General features: G+C 31.7%; 23 protein-coding genes. 18 read left to right on the top strand and 5 right to left on the bottom strand.

The features are described from left to right. The first annotated feature begins 118 nt into the window (after nt 1-118). Genes JV528_RS11110 through JV528_RS11095 form a run of 4 tightly spaced genes read left to right on the top strand, consistent with a single transcriptional unit; the run spans nt 119 to nt 4,243 of the window. On the top strand, nt 119-1,399 hold the full coding sequence (locus JV528_RS11110; protein WP_000735864.1) for a homoserine dehydrogenase: 1,281 nt from the start codon (nt 119-121) through the stop codon (nt 1,397-1,399). 5 nt (nt 1,400-1,404) lie between these two features. Further along, a complete protein-coding gene (thrC, locus tag JV528_RS11105) occupies nt 1,405-2,466 on the top strand; it encodes a threonine synthase (protein WP_001255462.1) in 1,062 nt (353 codons plus the stop codon). 1 nt (nt 2,467) lies between these two features. After that, nucleotides 2,468-3,382: a homoserine kinase gene (gene thrB, locus JV528_RS11100; protein ID WP_000073175.1), complete on the top strand. Its 915-nt coding sequence runs from the start codon at nt 2,468-2,470 to the stop codon at nt 3,380-3,382. A 57-nt stretch (nt 3,383-3,439) separates the two neighbouring features. Next, nucleotides 3,440-4,243 (top strand): Cof-type HAD-IIB family hydrolase, encoded by an 804-nt coding sequence (locus JV528_RS11095; protein WP_000186306.1) that lies wholly within the window; start codon nt 3,440-3,442, stop codon nt 4,241-4,243. Nucleotides 4,244-4,533: 290 nt separating this feature from the next. Here the strand turns inward: JV528_RS11095 and JV528_RS11090 are convergent, their stop codons facing one another. The 3 genes from JV528_RS11090 to JV528_RS11080 form a co-directional block, all read right to left on the bottom strand. After that, on the bottom strand, nt 4,534-4,848 hold the full coding sequence (locus tag JV528_RS11090; RefSeq protein ID WP_000580201.1) for a hypothetical protein: 315 nt from the start codon (nt 4,846-4,848) through the stop codon (nt 4,534-4,536). Further along, nucleotides 4,823-4,927 carry a hypothetical protein gene (locus tag JV528_RS11085; protein WP_031901186.1) on the bottom strand — a complete coding sequence of 35 codons (105 nt, stop codon included), beginning with the start codon at nt 4,925-4,927 and terminating at the stop codon, nt 4,823-4,825. The genes JV528_RS11090 and JV528_RS11085 overlap by 26 nt, the downstream gene beginning before the upstream one ends. A gap of 138 nt (nt 4,928-5,065) precedes the next feature. Further along, a complete protein-coding gene (locus JV528_RS11080; RefSeq protein WP_065316381.1) occupies nt 5,066-6,520 on the bottom strand; it encodes an amino acid permease in 1,455 nt (484 codons plus the stop codon). 203 nt (nt 6,521-6,723) lie between these two features. On the opposite strand from JV528_RS11080, the gene JV528_RS11075 reads away from it, so the two are divergent. The 5 genes from JV528_RS11075 to JV528_RS11055 all read left to right on the top strand — a co-directional run bounded on the left by JV528_RS11075 (nt 6,724) and on the right by JV528_RS11055 (nt 11,376). Continuing rightward, nucleotides 6,724-8,241 carry a catalase gene (locus JV528_RS11075; RefSeq protein WP_000082539.1) on the top strand — a complete coding sequence of 506 codons (1,518 nt, stop codon included), beginning with the start codon at nt 6,724-6,726 and terminating at the stop codon, nt 8,239-8,241. Between the two features lie 90 nt (nt 8,242-8,331). Then, entirely contained in the window at nt 8,332-8,481 is a 150-nt protein-coding gene (gene rpmG, locus JV528_RS11070; protein ID WP_001265708.1) for a 50S ribosomal protein L33, read from the top strand. 453 nt (nt 8,482-8,934) lie between these two features. Further along, nucleotides 8,935-9,204, top strand: a complete 270-nt coding sequence (gene rpsN, locus JV528_RS11065) for a 30S ribosomal protein S14 (RefSeq protein ID WP_001085655.1) — start codon at nt 8,935-8,937, stop codon at nt 9,202-9,204. Between the two features lie 156 nt (nt 9,205-9,360). Further along, nucleotides 9,361-10,338, top strand: a complete 978-nt coding sequence (guaC, locus tag JV528_RS11060) for a GMP reductase (protein ID WP_000688131.1) — start codon at nt 9,361-9,363, stop codon at nt 10,336-10,338. 21 nt (nt 10,339-10,359) lie between these two features. Further along, nucleotides 10,360-11,376 (top strand): CAP domain-containing protein, encoded by a 1,017-nt coding sequence (locus JV528_RS11055; protein ID WP_014532626.1) that lies wholly within the window; start codon nt 10,360-10,362, stop codon nt 11,374-11,376. A 379-nt stretch (nt 11,377-11,755) separates the two neighbouring features. Here the strand turns inward: JV528_RS11055 and lexA are convergent, their stop codons facing one another. Continuing rightward, the gene (lexA, locus tag JV528_RS11050) at nt 11,756-12,379 is read right to left on the bottom strand and encodes a transcriptional repressor LexA (protein WP_204177663.1); all 624 of its coding nucleotides are present in this window, start codon (nt 12,377-12,379) and stop codon (nt 11,756-11,758) included. 142 nt (nt 12,380-12,521) lie between these two features. Here lexA and sosA point away from each other — a divergent pair, with 142 nt between their 5' ends. The 8 genes from sosA (at nt 12,522) to sbcC (ending at nt 20,683) form a co-directional block, all read left to right on the top strand. Then, the gene (gene sosA, locus JV528_RS11045) at nt 12,522-12,755 is read left to right on the top strand and encodes a DNA damage-induced cell division inhibitor SosA (RefSeq protein WP_000499656.1); all 234 of its coding nucleotides are present in this window, start codon (nt 12,522-12,524) and stop codon (nt 12,753-12,755) included. 135 nt (nt 12,756-12,890) lie between these two features. Next, nucleotides 12,891-13,130, top strand: coding sequence for a DUF896 domain-containing protein (locus JV528_RS11040; RefSeq protein ID WP_000071351.1), 240 nt, complete (start codon nt 12,891-12,893; stop codon nt 13,128-13,130). A 120-nt stretch (nt 13,131-13,250) separates the two neighbouring features. Next, entirely contained in the window at nt 13,251-15,239 is a 1,989-nt protein-coding gene (gene tkt / locus JV528_RS11035; protein WP_000481456.1) for a transketolase, read from the top strand. 277 nt (nt 15,240-15,516) lie between these two features. Next, a complete protein-coding gene (locus tag JV528_RS11030; protein ID WP_000246909.1) occupies nt 15,517-15,759 on the top strand; it encodes a YneF family protein in 243 nt (80 codons plus the stop codon). Beyond that, nucleotides 15,746-15,844 carry a hypothetical protein gene (locus tag JV528_RS11025; RefSeq protein ID WP_001789897.1) on the top strand — a complete coding sequence of 33 codons (99 nt, stop codon included), beginning with the start codon at nt 15,746-15,748 and terminating at the stop codon, nt 15,842-15,844. Before JV528_RS11030 ends, JV528_RS11025 begins: the two co-directional genes overlap by 14 nt. Nucleotides 15,845-15,937: 93 nt before the next feature. Next, a complete protein-coding gene (locus JV528_RS11020) occupies nt 15,938-16,405 on the top strand; it encodes a CcdC family protein (protein ID WP_000966142.1) in 468 nt (155 codons plus the stop codon). Between the two features lie 123 nt (nt 16,406-16,528). Next, nucleotides 16,529-17,650: an exonuclease subunit SbcD gene (sbcD, locus tag JV528_RS11015; protein WP_000691295.1), complete on the top strand. Its 1,122-nt coding sequence runs from the start codon at nt 16,529-16,531 to the stop codon at nt 17,648-17,650. Between the two features lie 3 nt (nt 17,651-17,653). Next, entirely contained in the window at nt 17,654-20,683 is a 3,030-nt protein-coding gene (sbcC, locus tag JV528_RS11010; protein WP_000803156.1) for an exonuclease subunit SbcC, read from the top strand. Nucleotides 20,684-20,753: 70 nt separating this feature from the next. Here the strand turns inward: sbcC and mscL are convergent, their stop codons facing one another. Further along, nucleotides 20,754-21,116 (bottom strand): large conductance mechanosensitive channel protein MscL, encoded by a 363-nt coding sequence (mscL, locus tag JV528_RS11005; RefSeq protein ID WP_000910489.1) that lies wholly within the window; start codon nt 21,114-21,116, stop codon nt 20,754-20,756. A 203-nt stretch (nt 21,117-21,319) separates the two neighbouring features. On the opposite strand from mscL, the gene JV528_RS11000 reads away from it, so the two are divergent. Next, nucleotides 21,320-22,966 carry a BCCT family transporter gene (locus JV528_RS11000; RefSeq protein WP_001088978.1) on the top strand — a complete coding sequence of 549 codons (1,647 nt, stop codon included), beginning with the start codon at nt 21,320-21,322 and terminating at the stop codon, nt 22,964-22,966. The last annotated feature ends 261 nt before the right edge of the window (nt 22,967-23,227 follow it).

Below are 23,227 nucleotides of genomic sequence, written 5' to 3'. Positions count from 1 at the left end.
TATATTTTGAATATTACGAACTTTACAAAAATAAAGAATAATTCTATACTATACTATCATCTAGTGTTTTTCAATAATACATTTGTTTTTCTCAAAAGCACAAACGGAGGTACATAAAATGAAAAAATTAAATATAGCATTATTAGGATTAGGTACTGTCGGATCTGGTGTTGTTAAAATCATCGAAGAGAACCGACAGCAAATTCAAGATACATTAAATAAAGATATCGTCATAAAGCATATTCTTGTTCGAGATAAATCTAAAAAGAGACCGCTAAATATTAGCCAATATCATTTAACTGAAGATGTTAATGAAATTTTAAATGATGATTCATTAGATATTATCGTTGAAGTCATGGGAGGAATTGAACCAACTGTAGATTGGTTAAGAACAGCACTTAAAAATAAAAAACATGTTATTACCGCAAATAAAGATTTATTAGCAGTACATCTTAAACTTTTAGAAGATTTAGCAGAAGAAAATGGTGTAGCTTTAAAGTTTGAAGCGAGTGTAGCAGGTGGTATTCCGATCGTAAATGCCATAAATAATGGTTTGAATGCGAATAATATTTCAAAATTTATGGGAATTTTAAATGGTACCTCTAATTTTATTTTATCTAAAATGACTAAAGAGCAAACGACATTTGAGGAAGCACTTGATGAAGCGAAAAGACTTGGTTTTGCTGAAGCGGATCCAACTGATGATGTAGAAGGGGTAGATGCAGCGCGTAAAGTTGTCATTACATCATATTTATCATTTAACCAAGTCATTAAATTAAACGACGTTAAACGAAGAGGAATTAGTGGTGTAACTTTAACTGATATTAATGTAGCCGATCAACTGGGGTATAAAATTAAATTGATTGGTAAGGGAATATATGAAAATGGTAAAGTTAATGCATCAGTAGAACCAACGTTAATTGATAAAAAGCATCAATTAGCAGCTGTAGAGGATGAATATAACGCGATTTATGTCATTGGTGATGCCGTTGGTGACACGATGTTTTATGGAAAAGGAGCAGGCAGTTTAGCAACAGGTAGTGCCGTTGTCAGTGATTTATTGAATGTAGCATTATTCTTTGAATCAGATTTACACACATTGCCACCACATTTTGAATTAAAGACAGATAAAACAAGGGAAATGATGGATTCTGATGCAGAAATTAATATTAAAGAAAAATCCAATTTCTTTGTAGTAGTGAATCATGTCAAAGGTTCAATTGAAAATTTTGAAAATGAGTTAAAGGCAATATTACCATTCCACCGATCATTAAGAGTTGCAAATTACGATAATCAATCATATGCCGCTGTTATAGTTGGATTGGAATCATCACCAGAAGAATTAATCACTAAGCATGGATACGAAGTTGACAAAGTATACCCAGTAGAAGGAGTTTAATTATAATGAGAAGATGGCAAGGATTAGTAGAAGAGTTTAAAGCACATTTACCAGTAAATGAAAATACACCAAAATTAACATTGAACGAGGGAAATACACCACTCATTCATTGTGAAAATATGTCTAAAATACTAGGTATAGATTTATATGTGAAGTATGAAGGTGCCAATCCGACAGGTTCATTTAAAGATCGCGGTATGGTAATGGCTGTGACAAAAGCAAAAGAGCAAGGTAAGAAAATTGTAATATGCGCTTCGACTGGAAATACATCAGCGTCTGCAGCAGCATATGCAGCTAGAGCAGGTTTAAAAGCTATCGTCGTAATACCAGAAGGTAAAATTGCGTTAGGTAAACTGTCGCAAGCAGTAATGTATGGTGCAGAAATCGTTTCTATTGAAGGAAACTTTGATGAAGCTTTAGAAATTGTAAAAGAAATTGCAAAAAGTGGCGAAATCGAGCTTGTAAACTCTGTCAATCCATTTAGAATCGAAGGGCAAAAGACAGGCTCATTTGAAATTGTGCAACAATTAGACGGTGAAGCACCTGATATTTTAGCGATTCCTGTAGGTAATGCAGGTAATATTACTGCATATTGGAAAGGCTTTAAAGAATATCATGAAGCTAAAGGATCACAATTGCCGAAAATGTTTGGCTTCCAAGCTGAAGGCGCATCACCAATTGTTCAAAATAAAGTCATTAAAAATCCTGAAACGATTGCAACTGCTATTCGAATTGGTAATCCTGCTAGTTGGGAAAAGGCGACTAATGCTCTTAAAGAATCAAATGGATTAATAGATAGTGTTACTGATGATGAAATTCTAGAAGCATATCAGTTAATGACAACTAAAGAAGGTGTCTTTAGTGAACCAGCAAGTAATGCTTCTATTGCAGGTTTAATTAAATTGCATAGACAAGGTAAATTACCTCAAGGTAAAAAAGTAGTTGCGATTTTAACTGGTAATGGACTAAAAGATCCTGATACTGCTATTTCACTACTAGATAATCCGATAAAGCCATTGCCAAATGATAAAGATAGCATTATCGATTATATTAAAGGAGCTTTATAACATGTCGAATGTTTTGGAGTTAACAATTCCTGCATCAACAGCCAACCTTGGAGTTGGCTTTGATTCTATAGGTATGGCTTTAGATAAATTTTTGCATCTGTCTGTAAAAGAAACATCAGGGACAAAATGGGAATATATTTTCCATGATGATGCATCGAAGCAATTACCTACTGACGAAACAAACTTTATTTATCATGTGGCACAACAAGTTGCTGCTAAATATAGTGTTGACTTGCCTAATTTATGTATCGAAATGAGAAGTGATATTCCATTGGCAAGAGGGTTAGGTTCGTCAGCTTCTGCTTTAGTAGGAGCTATATATATCGCAAATTATTTTGGTGATATCCAACTATCTAAACACGAGGTATTACAATTAGCGACTGAAATAGAAGGACATCCTGATAATGTTGCGCCGACCATTTATGGTGGTTTAATCGCTGGGTATTATAATGATGTCTCGAAAGAAACGTCAGTTGCACATATTGACATACCAGACGTGGATGTGATTGTAACGATACCAACCTATGAACTAAAAACAGAAGCATCAAGACGTGCTTTACCACAAAAGTTAACACATAGTGAAGCGGTTAAAAGTAGTGCAATTAGTAATACAATGATTTGTGCATTAGCACAGCACAATTATGAATTAGCAGGTAAACTCATGCAACAAGATGGCTTTCATGAACCGTATCGTCAGCATTTAATTGCTGAATTTGATGAAGTGAAAACAATCGCTAGTCAACATAATGCCTATGCAACTGTAATTAGTGGTGCTGGACCAACAATTTTAATATTTAGTCGCAAAGAAAATAGTGGCGAATTGGTTCGCGCTTTAAATAGAAATGTAGTTACATGTCATTCTGAATTAGTAGATATTAATGTTAGTGGTGTTAAAGAACGAATTGTATACCAATAGACACTTTATATTGTAAAATAGTATTGAATGTGAAATAGAGAGGAGATTTAATGCGATATGACAAATTATAAAGTTGTCGTTTTAGATATGGATGACACATTGCTAAATTCAGATAATGTGATATCAGAAGAAACTGCAAATTATTTAACAGCAATTCAAGATGAAGGTTATTATGTTGTTTTAGCATCTGGTAGACCTACTGAAGGTATGATTCCAACTGCTAGAGATTTAAAATTACCTGAACATCATAGCTATATTATTAGTTATAACGGCAGTAAAACGATTAACATGACTAATGAAGAAGTAGAAGTAAGTAAATCGATTGGTAAGCAGGATTTCGATGAAATTGTAGATTATTGTCGAGATAGAGGATTTTTCGTTCTTACATATCATGATGGTCAAATTATTTACGACAGCGAACATGAATATATGAATATTGAAGCAGAATTAACTGGTTTACCGATGAAACGTGTTGATGACATTAAGGCGTATATTCAAGATGATGTTCCTAAGGTCATGGGTGTAGATTATGTAGCGAATATTACAGAAGCTAGAATTGATTTGAATGGTGTGTTCAATGATAATGTAGATGCTACGACAAGTAAGCCATTCTTCTTAGAATTTATGGCTAAAGATGTTTCAAAAGGTAATGCAATTAAAGCGTTATGTCACAAATTGGGATATTCGGTGGATCAAGTCATTGCTTTTGGTGATAGTATGAATGATAAATCAATGTTTGAAGTCGCAGGTCTAGCTATTGCTATGGGGAATGCATCAGATGAACTTAAGCAATATGCAGATGAAATTACGTTGGACCATAATGAAAATGGTATTCCACATGCGCTCAAAAAATTGTTATAAATTTTAAAATAAGCCTAATCACAGGATATTTGAATAAGATATCTTGTGTTAAGGCTTTTTATTTATGTGAAAATGCGTTAGCTATAATATGGCGTATTTGAAATACATATTATAGATTAGTAATGATATCTAAAGAATAGAGTAGATGCATATTTTTTAAGTAAATCAAGTATTAGCTGGTCACGGAGGTAGATAAATAAATTTGAAGCATTCTGAATATTAACGAATGTATTAAAAAATGCAGTGACAATCTAACATTAATTGTTAAAATCACTGCAAGCATCTTGATTTTATTTAGCTGTTTGTGTCCAGTCATGCTTCCCTCTGAAGCGTTTTACATGAGCATATATTTGGTCAGCAGTATAATCTAAATTTGTATAAACTGTAATACTGAACGCTGATTGGTTTTCAGCAAATGATTCTTCGGAAAATAATTCCTTTAAGTGCGTAAATAAATCATTCATTTGTTTATGGTTTAAACCGGGATATTCCCTTAAAGTTCTCTTTAATAATTGTCCGTTCTTTTCTTCTAATGCTTGAACTACAATAACAAATCTCTCATCTTGCTTTAGTACATCATCAAATAAATTTGTTTGTCCAATCATTGAATTTCACCCCTGAAAAGTTATTGTTATCTATATTATACACGATATGCAAAATATCGAAAATAAAGAATGGTAACATGGTCATAATAAAATATAAACAGAATACTAGTTAATACACTTTATACTAGAAAAAGATATTAAAGTATATCTGCTTTACACCATTAAAAAGCGGCAAATGCTATAGATAATCTAAAGCATCTGCCGTGTGAGAATTTATTTATTTTTGATTGTCATAATCGTGTGGTTTTAAATTAATTGTTTCTAGCTTTACAAATTTTGTTTTGTGAATGATTTTATGAATAAAGTAAATCAACGCTAGAATGATTAAAGGTAAAAAGTTTTTAAAAGCATTTAACCATTGATCTTTTAAAATATATTCAACTGAACCACCAAATAGCAAGAATAATAGAGTAGTGATGACAATGATTGGTCCTAATGGATAAAAAGGTGCTTTATATGGTAGGACCTTATTAGGATCTTGACCTTGTTTTTTAATAGCTTGTCGCAATCGTATTTGTGACCAAATGCTTGATCCCCAAACAACTATAATCATTGAACCAATAATTTCAAGTAAATTAAAAACGGCATTTGAATTAAAGTTTGCATAAATAATAACAATAACAACGACTGCATAAGTAGTTAATAGTGCTCTTAAAGGTAACTTTGTTGTCTTGTTTAATTTACTTAAAAATTTAGGTGCTTTTTTGTCTGAACTTAAGGAATACAACATTCTTCCTGTTGTATAAACACCTGAATTTGCAGCGGATAATAATGAAGTTAAAATAACCGCGTTGATTACTGATGCTGCAAAGGCTATGCCTACTCTATCAAATACAATGGTAAATGGGCTTTGACTTATTGAACTACTTGCTCTTAATAATGATGGATCTGTGTACGGAATAATTGCACCAATTACTGCAATTGATAAGACATAGAATAAAAGAATACGCCAAAATACTTGTTTAATTGCCTTAGGCATAGACTTTTTAGGGTCATCTGATTCACCAGCAGTTACTGCTACTACTTCTGTACCACCAACTGAAAATCCGGCGACTAATAATACGCCTAAGAAACCAGAGATACCACCAACAAACGGTGCTTGGCCTTTTGTATAGTTTTCAAATCCATATGCATGACCACCTAAGATACCGAAAATCATTAAAAAGCCAAAAATAACGAATACGATAATTGTTAACACTTTAATCAATGATAACCAAAACTCAGTTTCTCCAAATGATTTTACAGAAAAAATGTTTAATAATAGTAAAATTGTAATAAAGATTAAGCTCCAAGTAATGGGGTGGAAAAATTTAAATGTGTCCCAGAAATAAAGCACATTTGACGCTACTATGACATCAACACTTGTAACTAATGACCACAATGCCCAATACAACCATCCCATGGTAAAGCCTAGAGATGAGTCAATAAAGCGTGTTGAATAAGAGCTGAATGAACCTGATACTGGATAAAATGTTGCCAACTCTCCAATTGATGACATTAAGAAATATAGCATGACACCAATAACAAGATAAGCGAGTATAGCGCCTCCAGGACCAGCTTGAGAAATGATATTACCAGTAGCTACAAATAGACCAGTCCCAATTGCACCACCTATAGCAATCATGGAAATGTGTCTTGAGTTAAGACTACGGTTCATTTTATTATCTTCCATATTTAGTCTCCCATCTATTTAAATATACCCATTATTGTAAGCTTTTTAAGTGTACTATTCAATAACTATTTAGCACTGTAAAGCGAAAAAATTAAAATTTTCTGATTTTTTAATCATCTTGAGCATGTTTAATTGTAATTCTGATGGGGTTAAATTATAATATGTATTAAATTATAATTATTATAAATTGTGGAGGGATGACTATGTCACAACAAGACAAAAAGTTAACTGGTGTTTTTGGACATCCAGTATCAGATCGAGAAAATAGTATGACAGCAGGGCCTAGGGGACCTCTTTTAATGCAAGATATTTACTTTTTAGAGCAAATGTCTCAATTTGATAGAGAAGTAATACCAGAACGTCGAATGCATGCCAAAGGTTCTGGTGCATTTGGGACATTTACTGTAACTAAAGATATAACAAAATATACGAATGCTAAAATATTCTCTGAAATAGGTAAGCAAACCGAAATGTTTGCCCGTTTTTCTACTGTAGCAGGAGAACGTGGTGCTGCTGATGCGGAGCGTGACATTCGAGGATTTGCGTTAAAGTTCTACACTGAAGAAGGAAACTGGGATTTAGTAGGGAATAACACACCAGTATTCTTCTTTAGAGATCCAAAGTTATTTGTTAGTTTAAATCGTGCGGTGAAACGAGATCCTAGAACAAATATGAGAGATGCACAAAATAACTGGGATTTCTGGACGGGGCTTCCAGAAGCATTGCACCAAGTAACGATCTTAATGTCAGATAGAGGGATTCCTAAAGATTTACGTCATATGCATGGGTTCGGTTCACACACATACTCTATGTATAATGATTCTGGTGAACGTGTTTGGGTTAAATTCCATTTTAGAACTCAACAAGGTATTGAAAACTTAACTGATGAAGAAGCTGCTGAAATTATAGCTACAGATCGCGATTCATCTCAACGCGATTTATTCGAAGCCATTGAAAAAGGTGATTATCCAAAATGGACAATGTATATTCAAGTAATGACTGAGGAACAAGCTAAAAACCATAAAGATAATCCATTTGATTTAACAAAAGTATGGTATCACGATGAGTATCCTCTAATTGAAGTTGGAGAGTTTGAATTAAATAGAAATCCAGATAATTACTTTATGGATGTTGAACAAGCTGCGTTTGCACCAACTAATATTATTCCAGGATTAGATTTTTCTCCAGACAAAATGCTGCAAGGGCGTTTATTCTCATATGGCGATGCGCAAAGATATCGATTAGGAGTTAATCATTGGCAGATTCCTGTAAACCAACCTAAAGGTGTTGGTATTGAAAATATTTGTCCTTTTAGTAGAGATGGTCAAATGCGCGTAGTTGACAATAACCAAGGTGGAGGAACACATTATTATCCAAATAACCATGGTAAATTTGATTCTCAACCTGAATATAAAAAGCCACCATTCCCAACTGATGGATACGGCTATGAATATAATCAACGTCAAGATGATGATAATTATTTTGAACAACCAGGTAAATTGTTTAGATTACAATCAGAGGACGCTAAAGAAAGAATTTTTACAAATACAGCAAATGCAATGGAAGGAGTAACGGATGATGTTAAACGACGTCATATTCGTCATTGTTACAAAGCTGACCCAGAATATGGTAAAGGTGTTGCAAAAGCATTAGGTATTGATATAAATTCTATTGATCTTGAAACTGAAAATGATGAAACATACGAAAACTTTGAAAAATAAATTTGATATGTAGTTTCTATATTGCGTAGTTGAGCAGTTTATGATATCATAATAAATCGTAAAGATTCCTAACAAGAGAGGGTGTTTAACGTGCGCGTAAACGTAACATTAGCATGCACAGAATGTGGCGATCGTAACTATATCACTACTAAAAATAAACGTAATAATCCTGAGCGTATTGAAATGAAAAAATATTGCCCAAGATTAAACAAATATACGTTACATCGTGAAACTAAGTAATTCTTATCATTCAAATACGACGATTTGAAAATAAAGCGGGCTTACCTATTATATTGGGGAGCTCGCTTTTTTATGAAATTTTTGTGAAGAGTGATTAATGAATTGAGTTTCATCGATAGAACAATTTATGATTGTATTAGTTGTTACTTTATTAAAATTTGAGAATATTTATAGAAGGAAATAGATTACTGATTTTATAAAGTCATTTTGTTAGCGAATGCTTGAAAGAGTATTTAATATAGTAGAATTTAAAATTTCAAAGCGGAATTTAATAAGTACGAAATAATTGTGGATATGTTTTATAAATGTTCGACAATACATTTTAATGTTAAATATGATGGTTTAGAAAATAATTTAACAAAGAAATGAAACTTTACTGTTGAATTATGTGAGGATTGTGTTATTATATAAATCGTAATAATTACGATTTGATAAAAAGTGAGGTAACTATATATGGCTAAGAAATCTAAAATAGCAAAAGAGAGAAAAAGAGAAGAGTTAGTAAATAAATATTACGAATTACGTAAAGAGTTAAAAGCAAAAGGTGATTACGAAGCGTTAAGAAAATTACCAAGAGATTCATCACCTACACGTTTAACTAGAAGATGTAAAGTAACTGGAAGACCTAGAGGTGTATTACGTAAATTTGAAATGTCTCGTATTGCGTTTAGAGAACATGCGCACAAAGGACAAATTCCAGGTGTTAAAAAATCAAGTTGGTAAAATCAAATTTCGTACTTTAGCCCATTTACAATATCAATAAAACAATGTACAGTATATACGAATGCTATAAACTGAATGTTTTCTCATATTAATAAGGAAACATTCGGTTTTTAATTTGCATTTAAAAATAATTAGTTTTTAAAGGGGCTATTTAAAGTGAAAATATTTGATTACGAAGATATTCAATTAATACCTAATAAATGCATAGTTGAAAGTAGGTCTGAATGTGATACAACTATCCAATTTGGTCCGAAAAAATTCAAGCTACCTGTAGTTCCTGCAAATATGCAAACAGTTATGAATGAGAAATTAGCGAAATGGTTTGCTGAAAATGATTACTTTTATATCATGCATCGTTTTGATGAAGAAGCAAGAATACCTTTTATAAAAAATATGCAAAATTCAGGCTTATTTGCATCTATTTCAGTTGGTGTAAAGAAAGCGGAATTTGATTTTATTGAAAAGTTAGCTCAAGAAAAATTAATCCCCGAATATATTACAATAGATATTGCGCATGGTCACTCGGATTCAGTGATAAACATGATTAAACATATTAAAACCCATATACCTGATAGTTTTGTTATTGCTGGTAATGTTGGTACGCCAGAAGGTGTTAGAGAATTAGAAAATGCTGGTGCTGATGCTACCAAAGTCGGTATAGGTCCTGGTAGAGTTTGTATTACAAAGATTAAAACAGGTTTTGGTACTGGTGGTTGGCAGTTAGCGGCATTAAACATATGTAGTAAAGCAGCTCGTAAACCTTTGATTGCCGATGGTGGTATAAGAACGCATGGCGACATCGCTAAGTCAATTAGATTTGGTGCATCAATGGTCATGATTGGTTCATTATTTGCGGCACACGAAGAATCACCTGGTGAAACTGTAGAACTTGATGGTAAACAGTATAAAGAATATTTTGGTAGTGCATCTGAATTTCAAAAAGGCGAACATAAAAATGTAGAAGGTAAAAAAATGTTTGTAGAACATAAGGGGTCATTAATGGATACCTTAAAAGAAATGCAACAAGATTTACAAAGCTCAATTTCATATGCCGGTGGAAAAGACTTGAAATCATTACGTACTGTAGATTATGTTATTGTTAGAAACTCTATTTTCAACGGTGATAGAGATTAATATTTATAGTAGGTGATGTAAATTAAAAAATTCATAGTAACTGTTGTTGCGTTTTTATCAATTATTATCATTGCGCCAATAACAGAATTTAAACCATTCATTCATTTACAAAATGAAGTAAGACAATATATTGACATTCACATCAATAAAGAAACAATTTCTGCGGAAAATAAATTGGATACGCCTAAGAAACAACAATTTGCCTTTAATAATATTCAGATGAATATGTCAAAGTCAGATGTTGAGAAAACATTGAATAAACCAAAAAGAGTGACATTTAATGAATATGGTACGAAGTGGTATACGTATTATGATGACGATTACAATAATTTTATAATGATAAGTTACATTAAAGATAAAGTTAATGCGTTATATACAAATCAAAATATCATCACTTCAAAATCAAAAATTAAATACAATACACCGAAATCGGTTGTAAGGCAAAGATTAGGCGAACCAGAAACAGAGATTGTTAAAGGTAGAGTACGTTACGAACAAAATAATAAAGAATATGATGTTTTCCATAAAAATCACATTTATACGACGGTATTTTATGATAAGCATCAACGTAATAATGTAACAGCTGTTTTACAAGTAAGTGATGCTATGGAAAATAGATTAAAAGAACAATATGGGGCACCTTCGAAATCGCTTGCAGATAGTTTTGAACTACAAAATTTTGATTTAGTTAATGCTGAAAGAAAACAACATCAATTATCTACATTGAAGTATTCTAAACAGAATTCTGAAACTGCTCGTAAGCATAGTAAAGATATGGCCAAAAATCATTATTTTGATCATACAAATTTAAAAGGTCAATCACCATTTGATCGATTGAAAAAAGATGGTATTACATTTAACTCAGCCGGAGAGAATTTAGCATATGGTCAAGTTAGTAGTATCTATGCACATCAAGGATTAATGAATTCTATTGGTCACAGAAAAAATATTTTAAATGATACGTTTAAAATATTAGGTGTTGGTGTTGATTTTAATGATGAAAAACAACCTTTTTGGACAGAAAATTATACTGGTTAATGTTTTTGGTATGAGTTTAAAGGGTAATGTTTGTCTGTAAGGAAGTAGATAAACATGATGACAACAGATAAACCAAAAGATGCGGATATACTTGAACGCGTCAAAGATATACTTAATAAAAAAGAAAGAAAAAAATAATAATGGCTCGCTCCTGTAAATTATTACGGGGGCGAGTTTTAATTTGTGTAACATTTTGCAGGAATCTGTAATTCAAAATTTATATTAAAGAATGAGATTATCTAACAATTCGCAATTTCTGTTTGAACTGAATTTAGATTAGAATAAATAAAACCTCTTGAAAACGAAACTTTTTCAAGAGGTCCAAAATTTATAAAAATGAGGGTTTAACAATTACGATAATATATAACGGTTTAAAATATTACATTTCGCGGTACAAACCAATTACTTTCCCAATTACAGCAACATTGTCGAGGTAAATTGGCTCCATTGTACTATTTTCAGGTTGTAATCGATAACGATTTTTTTCTTTATAGAAGCGTTTGACAGTTGCTTCATCTTCCTCAGTCATAGCAACAATAATGTCTCCATTTTCTGCTATGGTTTGACTGCGAACAATTACTTTGTCTCCGTCTAATATACCAGCCTCAATCATACTGTCGCCTACGACGTTTAATATGAATATGTCGCTATTATGTGTCGATGTTAAGTGTTCAGGTAATGGAAAATACTCTTCAATATTTTCTACAGCGGTAATAGGAATACCTGCTGTGACTTTACCAATAACTGGCACATGAATCGTTTCTTCCATATTAATATTATCATTTGTTTGATCACTTACAATTTCTATAGCACGTGGTTTCGTTGGATCTCTTCTTATATAACCTTTTTCTTCAAGACGTGAAAGGTGACCATGAACAGTTGAACTGGATGCTAAGCCAACTGCTTCACCAATTTCACGAACACTAGGCGGATAACCTTTCATTTGAACAACTTGTTTAATATAGTTATATATTTCGCTTTGTCGTTTTGTTAATTCTCTCATATATAGGCACTCCCTAAATTAATTTAAATACAGTATATCATTAATTCACAACTAAAACAAACATTTGTTCGTTAAAATATCGACACAGAACATAAGTTCTGATAAATTACTTATACAAACAAATGTTCTAGGAGTGAAAATGATGTTTTACAATAAATATAAAAACGTATCAACATATATCATCATATTTTTAGTTTCAAGTGCAGCCTTTGCAATATTCTTGTTAAGTGCGAACGTTAGTGCTCACTCGGAACAAGTGTACGAAATGACTGACCATCAAATTAAGAACAATACGATAAATAAAGTATACGAACATAAAGACCCTACAAACAATAGCGAACAAAGAGATGGGAAAGTGTTCGCTTTAATAAATTGATACATTGTCACAACGTTATTTTGCCTATTTTTGCGAAATAGCGTTTTTTATTACTTTTTTGCTGAACTTAAATTTGTTATATTTTGTTAAAGTATTATAATGATTGAATAAACAAATTGAAGGTAGGTTTTTTAATTGAGTAATTCTGATTTGAATATCGAAAGAATTAACGAGTTAGCTAAAAAGAAAAAAGAAGTAGGATTAACTCAAGAAGAAGCAAAGGAGCAAACAGCCTTAAGAAAAGCTTATCTTGAGAGTTTTAGAAAAGGGTTTAAACAACAAATTGAAAATACTAAAGTAATTGATCCAGAAGGTAATGATGTAACACCTGAAAAAATTAAAGAGATACAACAAAAAAGAGATAATAAAAATTAAATCACAAATCTGTAAAGAATTTTCTGACATTATAACTTGGAATAAGTATTTTACTTATCTTTTTATTTTAAAATAAGTTATAATGTATTTGATAAAATTGAAGAAGGGAAGATACACAAGATGTTTAATGAAAAAGATCAATTAGCTGTTGATACGCTACGTGCACTAAGTATCGACACAATCGAAAAAGCGAATTCTGGTCATCCAGGATTACCTATGGGAGCTGCCCCAATGGCTTACACTTTGTGGACACGTCATCTGAATTTTAATCCACAATCTAAAGGTTACTTCAATAGAGACCGTTTCGTATTATCGGCAGGGCATGGTTCAGCATTATTGTATAGCTTGTTACATGTTTCTGGTAGTTTAGAATTAGAAGAATTAAAGCAATTTAGACAATGGGGTTCTAAAACACCAGGCCATCCTGAATACAGACATACTGATGGTGTAGAAGTTACTACTGGACCACTTGGACAAGGTTTTGCTATGTCAGTAGGATTAGCTTTAGCAGAAGATCACCTAGCAGGGAAATTTAATAAAGAAGGATATAATGTTGTAGATCATTACACATATGTATTAGCTTCTGACGGTGATTTAATGGAAGGTATTTCGCATGAAGCAGCTTCATTTGCTGGACATAATAAATTAAGTAAATTAGTTGTTTTATACGATTCAAATGATATTTCATTAGATGGCGAATTAAACAAAGCTTTTTCTGAAAACACAAAAGCTCGTTTTGAAGCATATGGTTGGAATTACTTACTAGTTAAAGATGGTAATGATTTAGAAGAAATTGATAATGCGATTACTACTGCTAAATCTCAAGAAGGACCAACAATTATCGAAGTTAAAACAACAATCGGATTTGGTTCACCGAATAAAGCAGGAACTAATGGTGTTCATGGGGCACCTTTAGGTGAAGATGAAAGAAAATTAACATTCGAAAATTACGGTTTAGATCCTGAAAAACGTTTTAATGTTTCAGAAGAAGTATACGAAATTTTCCAAAATACTATGTTAAAACGTGCTAATGAAGATGAATCTCAATGGAATTCATTATTAGAAAAATATGCAGAAACATATCCTGAATTAGCAGAAGAATTTAAATTAGCGATTAGTGGTAAATTGCCTAAAAATTATAAGGATGAACTACCACGTTTTGAACTTGGTCATAATGGTGCATCTCGTGCTGATTCTGGTACTGTTATTCAAGCAATCAGTAAAACTGTCCCTTCATTCTTTGGTGGATCAGCAGACCTTGCTGGTTCAAACAAATCCAATGTAAATGATGCAACAGATTATAGTTCTGAAACACCTGAAGGTAAAAATGTGTGGTTTGGTGTACGTGAATTTGCTATGGGTGCTGCTGTAAATGGTATGGCTGCACATGGAGGTTTACATCCATATGGTGCAACATTCTTCGTATTTAGTGATTATTTAAAACCAGCGTTACGCTTATCATCAATTATGGGATTAAATGCTACGTTCATCTTCACACATGATTCAATTGCAGTAGGTGAAGATGGTCCTACTCATGAACCAATTGAACAATTAGCTGGACTAAGAGCCATTCCAAATATGAATGTTATCCGTCCTGCAGATGGTAATGAAACAAGAGTAGCATGGGAAGTTGCCTTAGAATCTGAATCTACACCTACTTCATTAGTATTGACACGTCAAAACTTACCGGTTTTAGATGTACCAGAAGATGTAGTTGAAGAAGGCGTTCGAAAAGGTGCCTATACAGTTTATGGCTCTGAAGAGACACCAGAATTCCTATTATTAGCTTCAGGTTCAGAAGTTAGTCTTGCAGTTGAAGCTGCTAAAGATCTTGAAAAGCAAGGTAAATCAGTGCGTGTTGTTTCAATGCCTAACTGGAATGCATTTGAACAACAATCTGAAGAATATAAAGAATCAGTTATTCCATCAAGCGTAACAAAACGTGTTGCGATTGAAATGGCTTCACCGCTAGGATGGCATAAATATGTAGGTACTGCAGGTAAAGTTATTGCTATTGACGGCTTTGGCGCAAGTGCACCTGGCGATTTAGTAGTTGAAAAATATGGCTTTACAAAAGAAAATATCTTAAACCAAGTTATGAGCTTATAAGAATAATTTATAAAGCGAGTATGTTTAGAAGTCTAGGATGCATAATCTTAGGCTTCTTTTAAAGTGGTGAAATTTAGAGTATAGCACTCAAACTACACCATAAGTGATAACTTTTGAAAATATACTATTTCAGATTAATCTTTAAAACCTCTGTTATAACAGCATGATTTTTGATATTATTTTTAGTATCGATATTAAAATACTTGAATAAACTAGTTCTTGAAATAATGTGATGAATTTAGTAAAATTCAGTAGGATAAAGAAAGCGGGTGAAACAATGGCAACTTGGTTAGCAATTATTTTTATAGTAGCTGCATTAATTTTAGGTTTAATTGGAGGTTTCCTTTTAGCTAGAAAATATATGATGGACTACTTGAAGAAAAACCCACCAATCAACGAAGAAATGCTTCGTATGATGATGATGCAAATGGGTCAAAAACCTTCTCAGAAGAAAATTAATCAAATGATGACGATGATGAATAAAAATATGGATCAAAATATGAAGAGTGCGAAAAAGTAAATTCGCAATTGATAGAGGCTATTTTCCAGATATGGAAATGGCCTCTTTTTATAATCAAATTAATAAGAATAAATATGTTTATTAAAATTAAAGTTAACAAAATGACGAATAGACTGAGAAATGCTATAATTCATTTTGTATGATTTACAGAGAGTTTATTTAACGAGAAGGTGTCTGCGTGCTCTATTTAATATTTTCAATCATTGTAGCTTTATTTATGGGAACTATAGTTATAGTTATTCGTATGAAAGCTCAAAATTATCCGGTAAATGAGAAAAAAATAGTTTTGCCACCGTTTTTTATGGCGACTGGTGCATTGATGTACGTCGTTCCATATTTTAGGCTAACAGGATCGGAAATGCTAGAAGCCTTTATAATTGGTTTGCTTTTTTCTACAGTTCTAATTTGGACTTCTCGATTTGAAGTCAAAGGTACAGAAATTTATATGAAACGATCTAAAGCATTTCCAGTTATTTTGATTTCATTACTTATCATTCGTACTGTGATGAAAATATTCATTAGTAATGAAATAGATCCTGGAGAATTAGGCGGCATGTTCTTTTTATTAGCATTCTGTATGATTGTTCCTTGGAGAGCAGCAATGCTATATAAATACAAAAAACTAAAGAAAACATTAATCAATTAATTACTTTTAAAACCACTTGTGATCGACTTTTAAATCAGTCAATGAGTGGTTTTAATTTTACTTGAAAAGGTGAAATGTTTATATTAAAATAAAAGCGAACAAATGTTCTATATGGAGGCAGTAATGAAAATTATACATACAGCGGACTGGCACTTAGGGAAAATATTAAATGGCAAACAGCTTTTAGAAGATCAAGCTTATATTTTAGATATGTTCGTAGAAAAAATGAAAGAAGAAGAACCTGATATCATTGTGATAGCTGGAGATTTATATGACACAACATATCCAAGTAAAGATGCAATCATGTTATTAGAACAAGCGATTGGAAAGCTAAATTTAGAACTGCGTATACCAATAATTATGATTAGCGGAAATCATGATGGTAAAGAGAGATTAAACTATGGGGCGAGTTGGTTTGAACATAATCAGTTATTTATAAGAACAGATTTTACATCGATTAATTCGCCAATAGAGATAAATGGGGTTAATTTTTATACACTCCCTTATGCTACTGTGAGCGAAATGAAACACTATTTTGAAGATGACACCATTGAAACGCATCAACAGGGAATTACGCGCTGTATTGAAACAATAGCACCGGCAATTGATGAAGATGCCGTCAATATTTTAATTAGTCATCTGACTGTTCAAGGTGGAAAGACATCTGATTCTGAAAGACCATTAACTATTGGAACGGTTGAATCAGTTCAGAAAGGTGTTTTTGATATATTTGATTATGTCATGCTAGGTCACTTGCATCATCCATTTAGTATAGAAGACGACAAAATTAAATATAGTGGCTCCTTATTGCAGTATTCATTTTCGGAAGCGGGTCAAGCTAAAGGGTATAGACGTGTAACAATTAACAATGGCATTATTAACGATGTATTTATTCCTCTTAAGCCACTTAGACAATTGGAAATTATCTCGGGCGAATATAATGATGTTATTAATGAAAAAGTTCATGTGAAAAATAAAGATAATTATTTACATTTTAAACTTAAAAATATGTCCCATATTACTGATCCAATGATGAGTTTAAAACAAATTTATCCTAATACTTTAGCGCTGACGAATGAAACTTTTAATTATAATGAAGAAAATAATGCTATAGAAATAAGTGAAAAAGATGACATGTCAATCATCGAAATGTTTTATAAACATATAACTGATAAAGAATTATCGGATATCCAATCTAAAAAGATAAAAAATATTTTAGAAAACGAATTGAGAAAGGAGGATTAATGAATGAAACCATTACATTTAAAGTTGAATAATTTCGGCCCCTTTTTAAAAGAAGAAATTGATTTTTCTAAAATTGATAATAATGAATTGTTTTTAATAAGTGGTAAGACTGGATCGGGTAAAACAATGATTTTTGATGCAATGACTTATGCCTTGTTTGGTAAAGCATCAACTGAACAAAGAGAAGAAAATGATTTGAGAAGTCATTTCGCTGATGGTAAACAGCCGATGTCAGTAACGTTTGAATTTCAATTAAATCATCGAATTTATAAAGTGCATAGACAAGGCCCTTATATCAAAGAAGGTAATACAACAAAAACGAACGCTAAATTTGATGTATTTGAGATGGTGGATGGCAAGTATGAAATTAGAGAAAGTAAAGTAATTTCAGGTACCCAATTCATTATTGAATTATTAGGAGTAAATGCAGATCAATTCCGACAATTGTTTATTTTGCCTCAAGGTGAATTCAAACGCTTTTTAATATCAAACAGTCGTGAAAAGCAAGGGATATTAAGAACACTGTTTGACAGTGAAAAATTTGAAGCTATACGAGAAATATTAAAAGAAGAAGTAAAAAAAGAAAAAGCTCAAATCGAGAATAGATATCAACAAATTGACCTTTTATGGCAAGAAATTGAATCATTTGATGATGACAAAATAAAAAGCTTATTAGAGGTTGCCACTCAACAGATAGACAAAGTGATTGAAAATATACCACTTTTACAAGCTAGGTCGAAAGAAATACTAGCATTTGTAAATGAAAGTAAAGAAACTGCTATTAAAGAATATGAAATAATAGAAAAGAAAACACTAGAAAATAATATATTAAAAGATAATATTAATCAACTCAACAAAAATAAAATTGATTTCGTTCAATTGAAAGAGCAACAACCTGAAATAGAGGAAATTGAAGCTAAGTTAAAGTTGTTACAAGATATTACAAACCTATTGAATTATATTGAAAATAGAGAAAAAATTGAAACTAAAATTGCTAAAAGCAAAAAAGATATTTCTGAAACCAATAATAAAATATTGAACCTTGATTGTGATAAGCGAAACATAGACAAAGAGAAAAAAATGTTAGAAGAAAATGGAGATTTAATTGAAAGTAAAATCTCTTTTATTGATAAAACTAGAGTATTATTTAACGACATTAATAAGTATCAACAAAGTTATCTCAATATTGAACGCTTGAGAACTGAGGATGAACAATTAGGTGATGAATTAAATAATCTAATTAAAGGTTTAGAAAAGGTCGAAGATTCAATAGGTAATAATAAAAGTGATTACGAGAAAATTATCGAACTAAATAATGCGATAACTAACATAAATAATGAAATTAATGTAATTAAAGAAAATGAAAAAGCTAAAGATGAATTAGATAAACTATTAGGTAGTAAGCAAGAGTTAGAGAATCAAATTAATGAAGAAAAAACTATATTGAAGAATCTCGAAATAAAATTAGATTGCTATGATAAATCAAAATTGGACTTAAATGATAAAGAAAGCTTTATAAGTGAAATTAAATCTGCTGTAAAGATTGGAGATCAATGTCCGATATGTGGTAATGAAATTCAGGATTTAGGGCATCATATTGATTTTGACAGTATTGCTAAACGTCAAAATGAAATTAAAGAAATTGAAGCAAATATCCACACTATGGAATCGAATATTGCTGTGCATAATTCTGAAATTAAATTTGTTAATGAAAAAATATCGAATATTAATATTAAAACGCAAAGTGATCTTTCACTCGAAGTATTGAATAAGCGTCTGCTAGAAAATGAAAATGCATTGAATAATCAAAGAGATCTTAATAAATTTATAGAACAAATGAAAGAAGAAAAAGATAATCTAACGTTGCAAATTCATAATAAACAATTGCGTCTAAATAAAAATGAATCTGAGTTGAAAATATGTCGAGATCTCATCACTGAATTTGAAACACTCTCAAAATATAATAATATCACTAATTTTGAAGTGGATTATAAGAAGTATGTTCAAGATGTGAATCAACATCAAGAACACTCAAAGGAGATTGAAGATAAGTTAATACAATTGTCTCAAAGAAAGTTAATTGAGCAAAATAATCTAAATCACTATGAAAATCAACTAGAAACTTACAATAATGACTTAGAATTGAATGAACAATCTATTGAAATGGAAATGTCGAGGCTGAATTTAACTGACGACAATGATATAAATGAAATAAAAGCCTGGAGGGGCGAGCAAGAGGAATTAGAGCAGAAAAGGGATACTTATAAAAAACGTTATCATGAATTTGAAATGGAAATCGCTAGGTTAGAATCATTAACCAAGGATAAAGAGTTATTGGACTCTGATAAATTAAAAGATGACTATGAACTAAAAAAAGGAAAGATGAATACACTGATAGATGAATACTCTGCTGTTCATTATCAATGTCAAAATAATATTAAAAAAACACAATCTATAGTTTCGCATATTAATTACTTAAATCAAGAATTAAAGGATCAACAAGAAATATTTCAATTGGCTGAGATTCTTAGTGGTAAGAATAACAAAAATCTTACATTGGAAAACTTTGTCTTAATTTACTATTTAGATCAAATTATTGCTCAAGCAAATCTGAGATTAGCAACAATGTCAGATAATCGATACCAACTAATTAGGCGAGAAGCGGTTTCTCATGGTCTTAGTGGCCTAGAAATTGATGTATTTGATTTGCATTCAAATAAGTCTAGACATATTAGCTCGTTATCAGGTGGAGAAACTTTCCAATCGTCGCTTGCATTAGCTTTAGGGTTAAGCGAAATTGTACAGCAGCAATCAGGAGGTATTTCACTAGAATCAATATTTATTGATGAAGGATTCGGTACATTAGATCAAGAAACGCTTGAAACAGCGTTAGACACTTTGTTAAATCTTAAATCAACTGGTAGAATGGTTGGGATTATTTCACATGTGAGCGAATTGAAAAATAGAATACCTTTAGTTTTAGAAGTGAAATCAGATCAATATAAGAGTTCAACAAGATTCAAAAGAAATTAAAACATAAAAAATAGAGATGGTACTTTGGAATGTATAGAACAACCTTAGCCCATCTCTTTTTATTTAAAAATTATTTTTTCTCACGTAATAAATCTCTGATTTCAGTTAATAACACAACATTTTCTTCCACAACTGCTTCTTCTTCGGCTTCTTCTTTCTTCATTAATGTATTTGCAATCTTAACAAAGATGAATAAAGCAAACGCGATGATAATAAAGTCGATAACAGATTGGATAAATAAACCGTATTTAATACCCCAGAATGACCATTCTTTAGCAAAATCAACTGATCCGAAAATTTTACCAATTAATGGCATGATGATATTTTCTACTAATGAAGATATAATCTTGTTGAAAGCTGCACCCATCACAACAGCAATTGCTAAATCTAAGACGTTACCTTTTAAGGCGAACTCTTTGAATTCTTTTAACATTACACTCAACCTCTCTTTTTTAAATGTAACCTCAATTATACAACAAATAAAAAAATTAGAAAATAGATTATTCAAGAAAATTTGATTATCGCAAAGACCTTTGTTATCCTATAAAGGTGCGTGAGTTATTGAATAAAATGTTTAGATAATATTTTTATTCTACTACATAAAATTAAATATAGAATTGAAGGGAGTAATTAATTATGAATTCTTCTTCACCAGAGAATCCAAATGGAAAGAAGTATTCACCAGTCTTCATCTATAGTGCAATTGTTGTTGCTATAGTCGTATTACTTGGTGCATTTTTACCTGAACAATTCAACTATGTTACCAATAATATTAAAATGTGGATTACAGAAAAATTAGGTTGGTATTATCTTATTCTTACTACGATTATCGTGTTCTTCTGTATATTCCTTATTTTTAGTCCTATTGGAAAACTTAAACTAGGTAAACCAAATGACAAACCTGAGTTTAATACAATTTCATGGTTTGCTATGTTGTTTAGTGCTGGTATGGGGATAGGTTTGGTGTTTTATGGTGCAGCTGAACCGATGGCGCACTTTGCTACGCCACCTACAGCAGATCCCAAAACTACTGAAGCTTATACTGAAGCTCTACGTTCAACATTTTTCCATTGGGGATTCCATGCTTGGGCAGTTTATGGTGTTGTTGCGTTAGCGTTGGCATATTCGCAATTCCGTAAAGGTGAACCAGGTTTATTATCTAGAACTTTGCGTCCTCTTTTAGGTGATAAAGTAGAAGGACCTATTGGTATTTTTATTGACGTTTTATCTGTATTTGCGACAATCGTTGGGGTAGCCGTTTCGTTAGGTATGGGTGCTCTACAAATTAATGGTGGTTTACATTACTTGTTCAATGTTCCAAACAATACGTTTGTACAAGCGATTATCATCATTGTTGTTACTATCTTATTTATAGCAAGTGCATGGTCAGGATTAAGTAAAGGTATTCAATACTTAAGTAACTTGAACATCGGTTTGGGTACTATTTTAATGGTAGCTGCTTTAATTGTTGGACCAACTGTTCTTATTTTAAATATGTTAACTAGCTCTACGGGTAGTTTACTAAACACATTCTTGTTTAATAGTTTTGATACAGCTGCTTTAAATCCTCAAAAACGTGAATGGATGTCTTCATGGACACTTTATTACTGGGGTTGGTGGTTAAGTTGGAGCCCATTTGTTGGAGTGTTTATTGCACGAGTTTCAAAAGGACGTTCAATTAGAGAGTTCATTTCTGGTGTCTTGCTAGTTCCAGCAATTGTTAGTTTTGTATGGTTTAGTGTCTTTGGTGTATTAGGCATCGAAACAGGTAAGAAACACAAAGAAATTTTTGATATGACTCCTGAAACACAGCTATTTGGAGTGTTTAATCATGTGCCATTTGGCATTGTTTTATCGTTGATTGCATTATTATTAATTGCATCATTCTTTATTACATCTGCTGACTCAGCAACATTTGTATTAGGAATGCAAACAACATTTGGCTCATTAAATCCATCTAGTATGGTAAAAGTTGTTTGGGGAATTTCACAGGCCTTAATAGCATTTGTACTTTTATTAGCTGGTGGCGGTAACGGCGCTGAAGCTTTAAATGCGATTCAAAGTGCTGCAATTATAAGTGCATTCCCATTCTCCTTTGTCGTCATACTCATGATGGTAAGTTTCTACAAGGATGCGAACCAGGAACGTAAATTCTTAGGTTTAACATTGACTCCGAATAAACACCGCTTACAAGAATATATCAAGAGTCAACAAGAAGATTATGAATCTGACATTCTTGAAAAGCGTCAGTCACGTAGAAATATAGAGAAAAAAGATAACTAATAAAATTTAGTTAAGTATTTTAATAACAAGTAGTATGTCATTCTAGTAGCTAGAACAGATATACTACTTGTTTATTTTTGTGGAAAATTGAGTATATTCAAAAGGATAAGAACGAGAATTTCGCTATTAAACTACGAATTCTCGATTTTTTTTATTTTAAAATAGGTTTATTTATGACAACTTAATAGAAAGGGTTTTGACAAAGATAAAGTGAAGTACGACGGTATAAACAAAAATTAACTATACTTTTATAGAAAATTA

This window comes from Staphylococcus sp. GDB20D11A (genome assembly GCF_016893255.1).
GTDB lineage: Bacteria > Bacillota > Bacilli > Staphylococcales > Staphylococcaceae > Staphylococcus > Staphylococcus aureus.
This window is presented reverse-complemented; position numbering and strand designations above follow the sequence as displayed.